Genomic DNA, 15,163 nt, shown 5'->3' on the forward strand with positions numbered 1-15,163 from the left:
CCTTTTTTGTGATCAGTAATCCCGTTCGAAGAATATACCCAGCCCTGTCTCACCCCGGCCATCCACCGTACCACGCACTGTAAAGCTGTCGGTGACGTCCAGGTTCAAATTCACTTCGGTATCACCTTCGGTATTGACGGTGAAGTCGGTATAGAGGTTGTCGCTTAGATATGCGCCTGCCCCAAGGCTGCCACCGCCGCCTTCCGTTGCGCCAAGGTCTACAGTGTCAAGCCCCGTAGCCTCGCGCACGCCCTTGGTTGCATCCCCACCCGCGCCGCTGAGTTGGGCCAGTGAAGCCGCCATCTGGGCGATCACAAAAGGCGACAACTCCGAAAAACGGTTGCCGAACAGCAGCATGGCCAGTGCTTCTTCGGTCGGGCGTTCGGGGTCTGAGAACACGTCCACTTCGGGCGAATCCAGAGGACCTGCGATCTCAATGGTGGCTGTACCGTCCGAGGTGCTGGTCGAAGATTCAAACTCGATATAGGGGGTCAGGTCGCCTTGCAGTGTCACCAGACCCTTGGTCAGCGCAAGACGACGGCCCAGAATGTCGATGTTACCCCGGATCAATTCAATCTGACCCGAGGGGACGACGGATGTGGTGGTTCCGCCAATCTGAATACGCCCTCCCAATTCGGCGTTGACACCTCGGCCTCGAACAAACACGGCTTTGGGGGCAAGCAGGCCGATGTCCAATGACATGCGCGAGTTGCTTTTGGCTTTGTCTTCTGTTTCGACCAGATTGGCACGTTCCCGCGTCACAAAACCGGCTCGGCTTTCGTTAATATGGTCGATTGTTGGGATTGGTGCAGCGCCAACTGCACCTGCCGCTGCGGCAAGGTTTATGTTGGTTTCGCCAAAGTTTATCTGACCGGCCAGAGCACTGTTTCCAGCCAATGCCCCGGTCAGGGCAATCTGGCCGTTCAACGTGGTCTCATACAAAAGTCTGTCGGTCAGAACGAGATTATTGAGTTTCGTGCTGATCTGAGTGTTGAAGGGCGAAGTCAGATTGATCGGCCCGTTGACGGTGAATCCTCCTCCTGCCCGCAGGCCACCCTGCAGTGCAACAGTTGCACGGCTTCGCGCGATGTTGACCGTTCCGCCGATATCGGTGATCGTTTGCCCCACATCTGGCAGCGCCATTGATGCGCCGGTTGTTGAAATCGTTCCGCTGAGCGCATCCAGTGCAGGCGCCCCTTTCAGGGCTAGATCGAACCGAGCTTTACCTGCCAGACTATTGGGTGAAATAAACGCATTGGCGATACCTATGTTGATACCGCCTTGCATCTTCAAGTCTGCCTCGCCGCTACTTTCATCAAAGGTACCCGCGACCGTAGTGTTGATCTCGGCGGGGCCGTTGGCTTTGGCGTCGATAGTCCACTTGCCTGCATCACGACGAGCATTTCCAATGGCAGACAGGGTTCCAGGGAAATCGGGGATCAGACGTTCGAGCCGGTTGATCTTGGCCTCAAAATCAAAGTCGGCTGAACCATTGGTGTCAACGGTTCCCGACAATTCGGCATATGAGCTCTCAGGTCCTTGCAAGCGGGCGTTGCCCTCAAGGCCAGACCCGGTCGGGGCGACATTGCCATCAAGTTTTAGCGGGCCGGACAGAGTAGGCGAGACCCGACCCACATTGTCCAGCATGGCCGAGAAATTCAGGCCACCTGCTTCGCGGTCCAATCGTCCCGATGCATCTGCAGTCAGCGCTGTTCCGTTCAGACTGAACGTGCGGATGTTAAGACCTTGATCGTCGTTTGCGGCATCCACGTTTAGCGTTGTTCTGCCCTGAACAAGCGCATCAATCACGTTTATACCTGTTCCAAGATCATCCGCGCTGAGGTTGCCAATGATGTCAAAAGTCTTGCTACCTTGCGCGGCTCTGCCTGTGACATCAGCATTGATTGATCCCGTCAGGTCGCGCCCGACGAGGCCTGAGAACACTGACAAATCCGGTGCCGTTACCTTGGCACTGCCGTCTACGGCAATGTCGCCGGTAGGATCATCAATCGTAGCACCAACCTCGGCGGTCAACGCGGCGCTTTTGATTGTAGCATTTCGGACGACGACCTGATCGCCAGAATGTGCGCCGTCCAGATTGATCGATACCCGGCCTCTCAACAGCGGATCGAACTCACTCATCCCTGTTTCGATATTTGTACCGATTACGTTGGCCTGGCCGTCAAATTCCAGTGTTTGTACGGTGCCCTTGCCATCCAGCCGGGCCTGCACCGCACCGGAGAGATCACGCTTGGCGAGGCCCGAGAATACCTTAAGATCGGGGGCGTTGACGTTGGCCTGCCCATCGATCGTCATGTTGCCATCAAGGGTCGTGACCGTACCGCTGGCCTGAGCAGTCAGCGCATCACCGTTGATCGAAAACTCCCGTATGGACACGCCATCGGTTCCGCGTTTGGCGTCTAACACAATGTCGGTTTCGCCGGTGATCAATGGGTCGATATCGTCGCGGCCAGTAATCAAATCGCGCCCGTTTACTGTTAGCTTGCCATCAAAGCTGCGTTCCAGCGGTGAGCCTTTGCCTTCGACTTTGATCGAAGCTTCGCCACCTAGCTGTAGCTGTGCCAGGTCCGAAAACCTCGATAGGTCGGTGGCCTGCAGCAGCGCCGCGCCATCAACTTGCAGCCCTGTCGCAAGCCCGCTGATCACGGCATCGGTTTCAAGGGTATAGTCGCTGCCAACCAGTTCGAAACCGGTCAGTTGTAAGGATTGGTCACTGCCATAATCGAACCGTCCATCCAGCGTGATCTGATCTCCAACGGCAGCTTTCAGCGCTGGTTCAGTCAAATCGATGCCATCAAGCACGGCCTGGATGTCTCCATCCATCGATAAGCCGCCGGACTGATCCAAGGTGCCCTGCCCAGTAATTCTGGCGTGATCAATATTCAGATTGGGGGTCTCAACGTTGTCAGTTGTAAGGCTCAGATCCCAATAGTTTCCGTTTTTGGAGTTGTACAAGGCCGAAATCTGCGCCGCGCCAATGGACGTGTCGCCGCCACTGACGGGCAGAACAACTTTGTCGCCTTCTGGTGGCGTGATGCGGCCTTGAAGGGCAACCAGTTGCAAAACACCGCCAGAGGCAAGGCTCACCTCGCTTTTCAGTTCCAATGCTTCTGACGTGATCTCAATGTCCGAGATGTCCAGCGCGCCATCGGAATGGGTGCGCCCGTCCACGAAAAGCCTCGTGTCTGTGCCAAAAAACGTATCCATCTCTTGGGCCAGGAACGGAGTCAGGTCGCCGCCGACATCGGCAGTAAATGCTATCCCATCGGATGCAGTGCCATTCTCTTCGGCTGTCCGCAGTCGAACTTGGCCAGATACGCGAAGCTGTTGATCGCTGCTCAGCCCGATATCGGCGTTGAAATCTGATACCGGCCCCGAACCTTTTGCGGTCAGTTTTAGCGGTGGGGCATCGGGGATGGACAGGGCCGTTGCGATCAACCCGCCCGAGGCTTCGGCGACGGTGAGGTCCAGGTCGATCTGGCTGTTATCGTTCTGGAATCCGGCTTTAAGATCAATCGTATCACCAGCTCGATCCAGCCGGTCGATATCCAGCGTTGTATCCAGCGTTCCGTCCGCCAGCGAGAGGTTACCATTCACGGCAAGATCAGCCGCAACGCCGATCAATGGCTCACCCAAAGACAAGTCATCGACCCGAAGCTCGCCAATTTCAATGGAAACCGGAAGCTCGGGCAGTTGAAAGGGTTGGGTCTCAGCTGAAGGCGGCGGTGTGTCCTTAGTCGTCGTGCCCGGGGCACGGGCGATGTCAATCTCCTGCGCGGACAATGTATTGACTGAGAATCGACCCCGCAGCAACGCCAACCGGTTCCAATCCAGCTCAGCATTTTTGATGGTCAGCCAGACACCTTCGTCATCGGCGACGGTAATTTCCTGAATCGTCGCTCGTGAACTCAGCGCACCTTCCAGACCGATCACCCGCACATTTTGATCGTCACCTGACAGGGTGTCCTGCAGGAACTGCTCGATCATGCTGCCGCCTTCGTCCTGCGCGGTCGCTGCGAAGGGGACGATGATCACTGCTGAACTCAGCAACAGAGGGTATAGAAAGCGACGCATCAGAAGGCCTGCCCGATCCCGAGGTAGAACTGCAGCCCATTGCCCGTGTCACCCTGAACTGGGACGGCAAGGTCAAAGCGCAATGGCCCGAAACCGCCCAGATCATAGCGAATACCCAGCCCGGCGCCAGAATGCTCTTCCGCGCCGCTGCCGATGAACGAGGACGTGTCGACGACGCCATAGTCATAGAAGCCGACCAACGAGATTGCGTCGGTGACTTTGCCACGAATTTCAGCTGACAGTCCCAAAAAGGACTTGCCACCAGCCACACCGTCTCCGACTGGAATACCGAGGCTTTCATAGGGTTGACCGCGTACCGTTCCCGCGCCGCCTGAGAAGAACAGGAAATCCGGCGTCACACCGTCTGGCGGCGGGCCAAGGACTGATCCAAGTTGAACGCGCCCGGCGAGCACCAACCGGCCGCCTGTGCCTATGTCGTTATAGTAACGCCCGTCAAAAAACATCCTCAGGCCAGTGTCAGAACCAGAGAACCCGACAAAGGGCATTACCTGCGAATCCAGATAGTAGCCACGCGTGGCGCTGACCTTGCTATCCCGTTCATCCCATTCAGACCGGAAGGGCAGGATGAAGTACCGGAACTTGCGGCCATCGCCATAGGCGTCATCCGCGTCTGACCATTGGAAACCGGCTGAGGCTTCGGCATAAAGACGGTCCGAAAAAGTGCGGCGGGCACCATAGGCAAGCGAGGCGATAGTGACGTTATAATTCTCGGTATTTCGCCGTTCCAGCAGTGCGCTCCAGAATGTATTGTCATCTGGGCCGAGCCGGTCTGGTTGATCCAAACGCAGGCCAATGCGCCCGTCGATATCCTCGGCGCCGCCAATGTTGCGGATCGCAGCCTCAAACCTTAACCGCTCTGCCCGCCGGAAAACATTCCGATGGGTCCACGTGGCAGTTAAATCCAGCCCATCGCGCGAGGCGATCTCGGCCCCGAAAGTCAGCCGACGAGGGGGAAGATCTTCGAATGTGGCATCGAAATCCAATGTGCCGTCCGGGTTGGGCTCATCATGTTCCTTTATAGAGACCGTGCTGAACGTGCCGGTGCGCCGCAGCCGGGTTCCAACCTTTTGCACCTGTTCTGGCGAATAAATTTCACCCGAGGGAAAGCCTGCAATTTTTTCGATCGACCGATGGCGAACGTTAGTGTCGCCTTGGATGTTCATTTTGCCGAACCGCAGCCTTGGCCCCGGTGCCAGATCAATTGTGGCATCCAGTCGTGCCTGCGCATGTCGCGCGATTACTTTTTGGTCCGACACCTCTGCCTTTGCGTGGCCCGTATCGCGCCAGCCTTGGACCCCTGCGGATGCTGCTTGCTGGATTGCTCCGGTGGTGGCCGTTTTGCCTATGGCAAATTCCTCGGGTAGCACGGTTTCTGGTGCCAATGGTTGAACGACAGCCGTGCCAAATTTGAACTTCGGCCCTGAGTTGACCAATATCGTTGCACGTTTGAACTGGGTCGGAACATTCAAAGAGTTGATATTTGCAGCTTCCTGCCCGTCTAACTTGATGCTGACAACGGGGCTGAAATACCCTTCGTCATACATGATTTGAACGATGGTGCGGTAGTCGGACAGAGCAGCCGACAGGATTTCCAGCGACGTATCCAGTCCACGCGATTCTGAGGTAAAAACCGATGAGGTCTCTTCCAGTCGGTCAATCAGATCTTTAGATGCGCCGGGAGCGGAGAGGGTGGTTTCCAGCGCGGATGCAAGATTGGGAGACAATGCCAAAAGGGCGCAAAAAAACCAGCTTCTCAGAACGCTGCGCGGTCTGCTCCCTATCATTGTCTGGCTCCAACTGCCCCAAGTCGAAATCACTATGGCCGCGAAACAATAGAAATGCGGCTTGTTGAATTCATTTAGAGCATTTGGCGACGCCAAGGGGAAGAACTAAACCAAACTCAGTTGCTATTATTGGCTCGACCGTGTCCCAATTTCTCACAGATCGGCATTTCGGAACCACCTAATGATTGCGTCGCGATCTTCGGGCTCCATGTAAGTGACGTTTGCGGGGGGCATTGCGTGGGTGACGCCGGATTGCAGATATATCTGCTGCGCGTTCTGCGCAATGTCGGCCTCGGTTTCCAGCAACACACCTTTGGGTGCCCACAGGATGCCTTCCCAGACAGGCTCACGCGCGTGGCACATGGAACAGCGCCCCAAAACAATGTCGTGCGCTTCTTCAAAGCCATCCGCCGCTGCAAATTTCTGTTCATATGGTGTAAGCTCTTGCGCTTCGGCCTCTTCCAACGGGTCGTGCATGGAAGCGGTCGACAGCCACATGATGGCCATGAACAGCAGTGCAGTCACCAGCCAGGTCCAGGTTGGATTACCGGCGCGCGCATGGCGGGTGTTGAAATAGTGGCGAATGGTGACGCCCATCAAAAAGACCAACGCGGCGATGATCCAATTGTACTCGGTGGCAAAGGCCAGCGGGTAGTGGTTCGACAGCATCAGGAACACAACGGGCAAGGTCAGATAGTTGTTGTGAGTCGAACGCAGTTTGGCGATTTTGCCGTACTTGGGATCAGGCGTACGTCCGTTTTTGAGGTCATCCACAACAATGCGCTGGTTTGGCATAATTATGAAGAACACATTCGCCGTCATGATCGTGGCTGTGAAAGCCCCCAGATGCAGCATCATCGCACGGCCGGTGAAGATTTGGTTATAACCCCAGCCCATGGCCACCAGCAGGACAAACAACAGAACCATCAGCAGCGTCGGGCGTTCACCGAGGCCAGATTTGCACAGAAAATCATAGACCAGCCAGCCAATGGTCAGCGACGCAGCCGAGATCAGGATGCCCTGCCACAGCGCCAGATCAGCTTTATGCGCATCGATCAGGTAAAGCTCGCCGCCAACCCAGTAGACGATCATTAAAAGCGCGGCGCCGCTCAGCCAAGTCGCGTAGCTTTCCCATTTGAACCAGGTCAGGTGGTCAGGCATGCGCTCCGGCGCGACAAGATATTTCTGGATGTGATAAAAGCCACCGCCATGGACTTGCCATTCCTCGCCGTCCGCCGGGCCGGGAATATCGCGGTTCAGGCCAAGGTCCAGCGCGATGAAATAGAAGGATGATCCGATCCAGGCGATCGCAGTGATGACGTGCAGCCAGCGCACGCCAAAACCAATCCAATCCCAGAACACGGCGAAGTCGTACATTGATGAGGTCTCCGATAAGCTATCGCAACACTAGGCAAACGGGCTTTTCTTCGGTATTCCCGTATATTGTCAAACTGTATCAAAAAAAACGATAAGATGTCCTATCTCGACAACATTCGAACCTTTGTACGGGTTTATGATCTAGGCAGTATGTCAGCCGCCGGACGCGATATGCGAATCTCACCTGCGGTGACGTCAGCGCGGATTTCGCAGTTAGAAGATCACCTTGGGGTTCGTCTGTTCCAGCGAACCACACGCAACTTGACCCCGACTGAGCAAGGGCGTGCATTTTACCCCGGTGCAGTTGCAGTTCTGGATGCGGTGGATGAGGCAGAAGCGCAAGTCACACATCTGACCGAAGCGCCGCGCGGGTCGCTGTTCGTCGCAGCGCCCCTGGGTGTCGGGCGCCGTCTTCTGGCACCTCATGTGCCTGATTTTCTGTCAGAATACCCTGAGATTGATGTGCGTCTAAGGCTGACAGACCGCTCTGTCGACCTAACCACCGAAGGGTTGGATCTGGCCTTTTTCATCGGTCAGCCCGAAGACAGCACATTGCGCATTCGCAAGATCGCGGATTGTCAGCGCGTGCTATGCGCGGCCCCTGATTACGTGAGCCGTTGTGGGATGCCCGAATCTGGGACGGATCTGATTTCAGGCAAACATGAGTGTTTGAACCTACGCTTCCCCGGAGCGGCAGAGTTTCAGTGGATGCTGGAAACGCCCGATGGCCCGAAGCGGTTCGCTGTTTCAGGCCGCTATGAGTGCGACGATGGCGATGTTTTAACCGATTGGGCGTTGTCAGGGCAGGGAATTGCTATGAAACCTGTCTTTGAGGTGTCCGAACATCTGAAGGCAGGACGATTGATCCCGGTGGCGACGCAAACGCCACCGGTGCCGGTTCAAATGGCTTGCCTGTATACCCATCGCCGCCACCAAGATCCCAAGGCACGGCTGTTTATGGATTTCATGATTGATCGTGTCGGCAAGGTGGTCCGCAGCGCCGAAATCTAGGTCTAGCTGCCCCGATAGGTCGAATACCCATAAGGGGATAGAAGCAGCGGCACATGGTAGTGGGCATACGGGTCGGACATACCAAAGCGGATAGGCACCTGATCCAGAAACAGAGGATCATCGCCGTCCTGGCCCGTCGCGCGTAGGTAATCGCCAGCAAAGAAAATCAGTTCATACGTGCCGATTTTGAAGTCGTCCTGCGGTAGGATCGGACTGTTGGTGCGACCATCCTCGTTGGTTTCCATCTCAGCCAGTTTGCGATGAGAATCTCCCGACACTTCGTAAAGAGAGATTTTCAACCCCTCAGCGGGGCAGCCGCGTGCCGTGTCCAGAACATGGGTCGTCAGATAGCCAGCCAAGGGTCTCTCCTATGTGTTTCTTTTGGTGTGCCACAGTCTGGGCCAAACAGCAAAATGGTTGAAATGCCGAAAGAACTGGAAACAGTGTTCGGATTGATTTGATAATCAATGGACCGTTTCTGCGGTAAAGCTGTCAAAACACCTAATCGGACTGGAAGACCCTATGCAGCCGCCTCGTTACCCCCGCGATATGATCGGATATGGAGCCAACCCGCCTGACGCCGCATGGCCCGGCGGGGCGAAACTGGCTGTACAGATCGTGCTGAACTACGAAGAGGGTGGTGAAAACTGTGTTCTGCATGGGGATGCTGCGTCTGAGGCGTTCTTGTCCGAGATAGTCGGGGCGGCGCAATGGCCGGGCCAGCGTCACTGGAACATGGAATCGATCTATGAATACGGCGCGCGGGCAGGGTTCTGGCGCCTGCATCGGTTGATGAAAGATCTGCCGATCACTGTCTACGGTGTGGCGACGGCTTTGGCGCGCTCGCCAGATCAGGTGGCCGCAATGAAATCGGCAGGGTGGGAGATTGCCAGCCACGGGCTGAAATGGGTCGAGCACAAGGACATGCCCGAGGATGAAGAGCGGGCTCAGGTTGCAGAAGCTATCCGCTTGCATACCGAAGTTGTGGGGGATCGCCCGCGTGGCTGGTACACCGGGCGCTGTTCGGACAACACTGTGCGTCTGGTCGCCGAAGAGGGTGGTTTTGCCTATGTCGCGGACACCTATGCGGACGATCTTCCATACTGGATGCAGACCGGTGGTCGGGATCAGTTGATTGTACCCTACACGCTGGACTGCAACGATATGCGCTTTGCCACACCGCAGGGGTTCAACGCCGGGGATCAGTTCTATTCTTATCTGAAAGACAGCTTCGATGCGCTTTATGCAGAAGGCGAAGCTGGCGCACCCAAGATGCTGTCGATTGGTCTTCATTGTCGCTTGATCGGGCGTCCGGGACGCGTCATGGCGCTGAAACGGTTTCTGGATTACGCGCTCGGGTTCTCGGATGTGTGGTTTGCAACGCGATTGCAGATTGCGGAACATTGGGCTGAAACGCACCCGCCGGCTGAGCGCCCAAAACCCTCACAGATGGGCCGCGACGAATTTGTCTCAGCTTACGGAGGTATCTTCGAGCATTCCGCATGGATCGCCGAGCGAGCGTTTGGTCTGGAACTGGGCGCGGCACATGACACGGCGGGTGGATTGCACAATGCTTTGACCCGCATGTTCCGGTCCGCCTCGGACGAGGAACGGCTGGGTGTGTTAACGGCCCACCCCGATCTTGCTGGTAAACTGGCGCAGGCCAAGCGGTTAACACAGGAAAGCACGTCTGAGCAGGCTTCGGCCGGTCTCGATGCGCTGACGGATGACGAACGAGCCACCTTTACCGAATTAAACCAGCGCTACACCGGAAAATTTGGTTTTCCGTTCATTATCGCCGTTAGGGACCACAACAAGGCCTCGATACTGGGCGCATTTGAGCGGCGGATCGAACAGGATCGCGAAACCGAATTCGCCGAGGCATGCCGGCAGGTCGAACGGATCGCCGAATTCCGTCTGCGCGATGTGCTGCCCTCATGACCCAGATTGTCGCTGAAACGATCTCGGCAGCAGCGTTCGCACCTTTTGGCGATCTGATTGATATCTCAGGTGAGCCTGACAAGATCATCAATCAAGGCAAATGCGGCCGTTATCACGACCGGGCTGGACTGGATTTCGGTAACGCGCGTGCCGGTATTAGCCTGTTCAACGCCAACCCGCGCGAATTGCCTTACCGGCTGGAAATGGTCGAGCGTCATCCCGATGGCAGCCAGGCCTTTATTCCGATGACTCACCAGCCTTTTCTGGTGATCGTCGCACCGGATGAGGGCGGTAAACCAGGGCAACCAAAGGCTTTCATCACGCTCCCCGGGCAAGTTGTGAATTATCACCGAGGCACTTGGCACGGGGTTCTAACTCCTCTGCATGGGCCCGGCCTGTTCGCGGTCGTCGATAGGATCGGGGACGGTCCAAATTTAGAAGAATACTGGTTCAGCACTCCGTACGAGGTGGTCGACCGCTGAATCCAAATACGAAGCCGCCAAAGAAGCGGTAAGAACCCCATTGGATCTTAGGGAGGACAATGAGATCATGGCCGAAACTTCGATAGGGACCCCCGAACAACTTCGGGACCCGAACTATACGCCCGCCTTACACAAGGCGATACCGCTGGGCATTCAGCATGTGCTGGCAATGTTTGTTTCAAACGTCACACCCGCCATTATCGTGGCCGGAGCCGCCGGGTTTGGGTTTGGATCCAATTCCCCCGATTTTCCTGAGCTGCTCTACCTGATCCAAATGTCGATGCTGTTCGCGGGTCTGGCGACCTTGTTGCAGACTGTGACGCTGGGCCCAGTTGGCGCGGCACTGCCGATTGTTCAGGGAACAAGCTTTGCCTTTCTGCCCATCATGATCCCGCTTGTCGCTGGTAAGGGTGTGGATGCTTTGGCAGCCCTGTTCGGTGGCGTCCTGATCGGTGGTCTTTTTCACGCCTTTCTAGGCCTGTTCATTGGCAAGATACGTTTTGCGCTTCCGCCGCTGGTGACCGGGCTTGTCGTGACAATGATCGGTTTGGCGCTGGTCAAGGTTGGCATTCAATATTCTGCCGGTGGCGTGCCTGCGATTGGTACTCCGGAATACGGATCGCTGCTCAACTGGTCGGCGGCGTTGGTCGTGGTTGTCGTGACGCTGGGCCTCAAGTTCTTTGCGCGTGGTATGCTGTCGGTGTCTGCCGTACTCGTCGGATTGGCGGTTGGCTACGTCTATGCCCTTATGGTCGGCATGGTGACGTTCGAAGCCATCGGCAACAGCTGGTCGCGGGCCTCCGCATTCGCACTGCCAGTCCCGTTCAAATATGGCTTTGAGTTCTCATTGGCGGCCATTATCGGATTCTGTCTGATGTCTTTCGTCTCGGCCATTGAGACCGTCGGCGACGTATCGGGGATCACCAAGGGTGGTGCAGGTCGTGAGGCGACAGACAAAGAGATCGAAGGTGCAACATATGCCGATGGTTTTGGAACTGCACTCGCCGGTATGTTCGGCGGGTTTCCGAATACATCGTTCAGCCAGAATGTCGGCTTGATCGCGATGACAGGCGTCATGAGCCGTCATGTGGTGACCTGCGGGGCCTTGTTCCTGATCCTGTGTGGTCTCGTGCCGAAGGTCGGAGCGATCATTCGCACAGTACCCATCGAAGTGCTGGGTGGCGGCGTGATCGTCATGTTCGGCATGGTGGTTGCGGCAGGCATCTCGATGCTGTCGGACGTGGATTGGAATCGCCGCAACATGGTGATCTTTGCGATCTCACTGTCGATTGGTCTTGGGTTGCAGCTGGAACCTGGTGCGGTCCAGCACCTGCCGGATACGCTCCGCATTCTGATGACAAGCGGCCTGCTGCCAGCGGCTCTGATCGCCATCGTGCTGAACCTGATCCTGCCTGAAGAGCTGGCAGAAGAATCGACCGAGGAAGTTTCTGGCGGAATGGCCGGTCACGGCTCGGGCAGCCTGCCTCACGAATGAGGCCTATGAACAATCCCGCAGCTCGGCTCAGCGCTGCGGGTCACCCCGCTTCGGCCATCAAGCGTGCGACATCCAGCATGCGGGCCGAAAAACCCCATTCATTGTCATACCAACCAAAGACCCTGATTTGGTTCTCTCCGATCATACGCGTCTCGGGCCCGGCCAAAACGAGTGATTCAGGACGGGAGCGCAAATCAGATGATACCAAGGGCAGATCGGTCCAGCCCAGTACGGCAGAAGCTGCGACCGCGTTGCGAAACGCTTGGTCGAACTGATCCGCGCTCTTGCCCCGTTCAAGGGTGGCGACAAGATCGACAGCAGATACGCTGGCCGTGGGAACACGCACCGCAGCCCCTGAAATGCGACCGGCAAGATTTGGCAGCACAACATCGATCAGATGTGTGGCGCTTGAGGTCGTAGGCACCATCGACAATGCTCCGGCGCGCGAACGGGCCAGATCCCCGCGTGGTGCATCGACCATAGGCTGGCTGTTTGTATAGCAGTGGATCGTGGTCATGTGCCCGGACACAAGCCCGCCGATTTCATCAATCAGCTTGACGAGCGGTGCCAGCCCATTCGTGGTGCATGACGCATTCGACACGATCCGTGCGTTGCCCAAATGATCTTCGTTTGCACCCAGTACAACCGTGATCTCGGCAGCAGGTGAGGGGCCGGAAATCAGCACTTTGCCCGCCCCGGCAGTCAATCCCCGGCTGGCAACATCCGACGTGCGCGCGATGCCGGTGCAATCCAGCATCACATCGACGCCGGACAGATCGACCTTTGCCAAATCTGCGCTGTGGGACATTGGAACAATCCGGCCATCAATGTTCAATGCTCCACCTTCGGCTGCCACCGAACCTGGATAAGGTCCGAAAGTGCTGTCGTACTTGAACAGATATGCGCAGGTTTCGAGCGGTGCGATATCGTTGATCAGCACCAGCTCGATATCCGAATGCTGCGACGGGCCTAGGACCTGTCGCAGGATGGTGCGGCCGATACGGCCGAATCCGTTGATCGCAAGTTTCATGCGCAAGCTATGGCAGGCAGATCAGGCGATCTCAATCAAAGTATTGTACCAATTTCAGTTGCAGCTGACCTGTGAAAAGAACTGGCCCGAGATGTTCTGATACATGCTGGAATAGATCGCCTTGCATCCGGTCGCCTGCTGTATCGCAGCCATCGCCTGGATGGTGCGCAGACGTGGCGGGGGGCCAAAGGGGTTCAGATTGTTGTTGTCCCGCGTGGCCCGATAGACCACAGGCGCGTCCGAGACCTGCGTCACCGCCCAGGTACGGCTCATGACGAAAACGGACTTGGTTTCTTCCTTGGCTGCGACCGGCTCGGCGTTGAACGCCGAAAGGCCAAGGGTGGCAACCAGTGCAATCATCGTACCGCGCAGTAACATTGAACAATCTCCAGTGCTGAAAACTTATGTAATTTCATCAGATTCCAGCGATTCTGTGAACCCCTATACCGGACATTAACGCTATGGTCGTCTATCGCGAGGGAACCGACAGAGGCATATGCCGATTTACATCTTTATATAACAGATACCGGAACCGACCCGGACCACCCGCATAACAGGCTTGGGGGCAGAAAGCGCGCAGCCACATATAATCTCCGGCCTCGACCTCGACCCAATCCTGATTGAGTCGATAAACCGCCTTGCCCTCCAGCACATAAAGGCCGTGTTCCATCACATGGGTTTCTGCAAATGGGATTACGCCACCGGGCTCGAAATTGACGATGTTGACATGCATGTCATGCCGCAGGTCATGCGGATCGGTAAAACGCGTGGTAGACCAACGCCCTTCGGTGCCGGGCATCTCGACGGGCGTCACCTCGCATTCGTTGGTGATGATCGGATCAGGGGCTGGCAGACCGGGCACGGCCTGATAGGCTTTGCGAACCCAATGGAACCGGGCAACGGAATCGGCGCGATTGTGCAGGGTCCAGTCACTTCCGGGTGGGATATAGGCATATCCTCCGGTCTCAAGTACGTGCTCCGCTTGGTTCAACGTCAGGGTTACAGAGCCTTCGACGACAAAAATCACACCTTGTGCGTTTGGGTCTGTTTCCGGAGTATCACTGCCGCCACTGGGCTGAACCTCCATGATGTATTGCGAGAATGTTTCGGCAAACCCACTCAGAGGCCGCGAAAGAACCCACAGGCGTGTCCCTTCCCAGAAAGGAAGAAAGCTGGTGACGATGTCGCGCATCGTGCCTTTCGGGATCACCGCATAGGCGTCGGTGAACATGGCGCGGTCAGTCAATAACTGCTCTTGCCCCGGGTGACCGCCTGTAGGTGCATAGTATTTTGGATGTGTCATCAAATGCCTCTGGTTCGTCTTGGGATAATATGAGGCGAACTGGCGGAGGGACCTAGCACCCGCCTTGCAATAGGTTTGTTCGGGATAATTTGAAGGTGACCAAGTTGGGCTTGGCCACACACGCACAGAGGTATATCTATGAGCGTGAAAGTTGTTCAGATCGGCGAGGCCCCATAATGAAAGCCTTCTTTTATTCAGCGCTCGTTACCGTTCTATTACTGGGTTCGAGTGGAATCGCTCAGGCCAAATCGATTTCCCGAATCATCGCGGAAATGGGGTTGAGCCCCGCGGATTTCGAAGTGCTAAGCGCCACCTCGAATGCGTTGTTGTCCTCAGGCTCGCCCTCGGTTGGGCAAGAGAGGGCATGGCTTAATCAGGATACGGGCTCAAAAGGGACGATCCGGGTTCACAGCGTTCAGGATAATTGCGTAATACTCCAGCATATTGTGCAGCCCGAAGGCGCGGAACAGGCTCGGGATATCAGAACACGCCGTTGCAGAACTGCCGATGGTAACTGGATACTGGCACCTTAAACGCTGTCACTGGGTCGGCGTCTGACCTCATGTATCTACGCCCGATCCAATCGAACGTTTCTGCCGCGACCGCAGGCACCTCACTGTGATG

The 15,163-nt window shown here is 56.4% G+C and carries 12 protein-coding genes; 5 read left to right on the forward strand and 7 right to left on the reverse strand.

The features are described from left to right. Positions 1–12 precede the first annotated feature (12 nt). From AC2FI7_RS15125 to AC2FI7_RS15135, 3 genes are all read right to left on the reverse strand, one after another. On the reverse strand, positions 13–4,095 hold the full coding sequence (locus AC2FI7_RS15125; RefSeq protein ID WP_496816496.1) for a translocation/assembly module TamB domain-containing protein: 4,083 nt from the start codon (positions 4,093–4,095) through the stop codon (positions 13–15). Next, entirely contained in the window at positions 4,095–5,900 is a 1,806-nt protein-coding gene (locus AC2FI7_RS15130; protein WP_010438074.1) for an autotransporter assembly complex protein TamA, read from the reverse strand. Before AC2FI7_RS15130 ends, AC2FI7_RS15125 begins: the two co-directional genes overlap by 1 nt. Positions 5,901–6,053: 153 nt before the next feature. After that, entirely contained in the window at positions 6,054–7,277 is a 1,224-nt protein-coding gene (locus tag AC2FI7_RS15135) for a urate hydroxylase PuuD (protein WP_010438075.1), read from the reverse strand. Positions 7,278–7,373: 96 nt separating this feature from the next. On the opposite strand from AC2FI7_RS15135, the gene AC2FI7_RS15140 reads away from it, so the two are divergent. Beyond that, positions 7,374–8,288 carry a LysR family transcriptional regulator gene (locus AC2FI7_RS15140; protein ID WP_010438076.1) on the forward strand — a complete coding sequence of 305 codons (915 nt, stop codon included), beginning with the start codon at positions 7,374–7,376 and terminating at the stop codon, positions 8,286–8,288. Positions 8,289–8,290: 2 nt separating this feature from the next. Here AC2FI7_RS15140 and uraH read toward each other — a convergent pair whose 3' ends face one another. Beyond that, positions 8,291–8,647, reverse strand: coding sequence for a hydroxyisourate hydrolase (gene uraH, locus AC2FI7_RS15145; RefSeq protein ID WP_010438077.1), 357 nt, complete (start codon positions 8,645–8,647; stop codon positions 8,291–8,293). A gap of 163 nt (positions 8,648–8,810) precedes the next feature. Here uraH and puuE point away from each other — a divergent pair, with 163 nt between their 5' ends. The 3 genes from puuE to AC2FI7_RS15160 all read left to right on the forward strand — a co-directional run bounded on the left by puuE (position 8,811) and on the right by AC2FI7_RS15160 (position 12,206). Further along, complete coding sequence (gene puuE, locus AC2FI7_RS15150) at positions 8,811–10,229, forward strand: allantoinase PuuE (RefSeq protein ID WP_010438078.1); 1,419 nt, start codon at positions 8,811–8,813, stop codon at positions 10,227–10,229. Next, entirely contained in the window at positions 10,226–10,711 is a 486-nt protein-coding gene (locus AC2FI7_RS15155; protein WP_010438081.1) for an ureidoglycolate lyase, read from the forward strand. The genes puuE and AC2FI7_RS15155 overlap by 4 nt, the downstream gene beginning before the upstream one ends. Positions 10,712–10,778: 67 nt before the next feature. Then, entirely contained in the window at positions 10,779–12,206 is a 1,428-nt protein-coding gene (locus tag AC2FI7_RS15160; RefSeq protein ID WP_010438083.1) for a nucleobase:cation symporter-2 family protein, read from the forward strand. Positions 12,207–12,246: 40 nt separating this feature from the next. On the opposite strand, the gene AC2FI7_RS15165 is transcribed toward AC2FI7_RS15160, so the two are convergent. The 3 genes from AC2FI7_RS15165 to AC2FI7_RS15175 form a co-directional block, all read right to left on the reverse strand. Beyond that, positions 12,247–13,236 carry a type I glyceraldehyde-3-phosphate dehydrogenase gene (locus AC2FI7_RS15165; RefSeq protein ID WP_496816492.1) on the reverse strand — a complete coding sequence of 330 codons (990 nt, stop codon included), beginning with the start codon at positions 13,234–13,236 and terminating at the stop codon, positions 12,247–12,249. 54 nt (positions 13,237–13,290) lie between these two features. Beyond that, positions 13,291–13,614 (reverse strand): hypothetical protein, encoded by a 324-nt coding sequence (locus tag AC2FI7_RS15170; RefSeq protein WP_010438086.1) that lies wholly within the window; start codon positions 13,612–13,614, stop codon positions 13,291–13,293. A 91-nt stretch (positions 13,615–13,705) separates the two neighbouring features. Next, entirely contained in the window at positions 13,706–14,539 is an 834-nt protein-coding gene (locus AC2FI7_RS15175) for a bifunctional allantoicase/(S)-ureidoglycine aminohydrolase (RefSeq protein ID WP_010438088.1), read from the reverse strand. 176 nt (positions 14,540–14,715) lie between these two features. Between AC2FI7_RS15175 and AC2FI7_RS15180 the strand changes: the two genes are divergently transcribed. Next, on the forward strand, positions 14,716–15,072 hold the full coding sequence (locus AC2FI7_RS15180) for a hypothetical protein (protein ID WP_010438090.1): 357 nt from the start codon (positions 14,716–14,718) through the stop codon (positions 15,070–15,072). The last annotated feature ends 91 nt before the right edge of the window (positions 15,073–15,163 follow it).

It is taken from the genome of Ruegeria sp. YTSA064, from assembly GCF_059610325.1.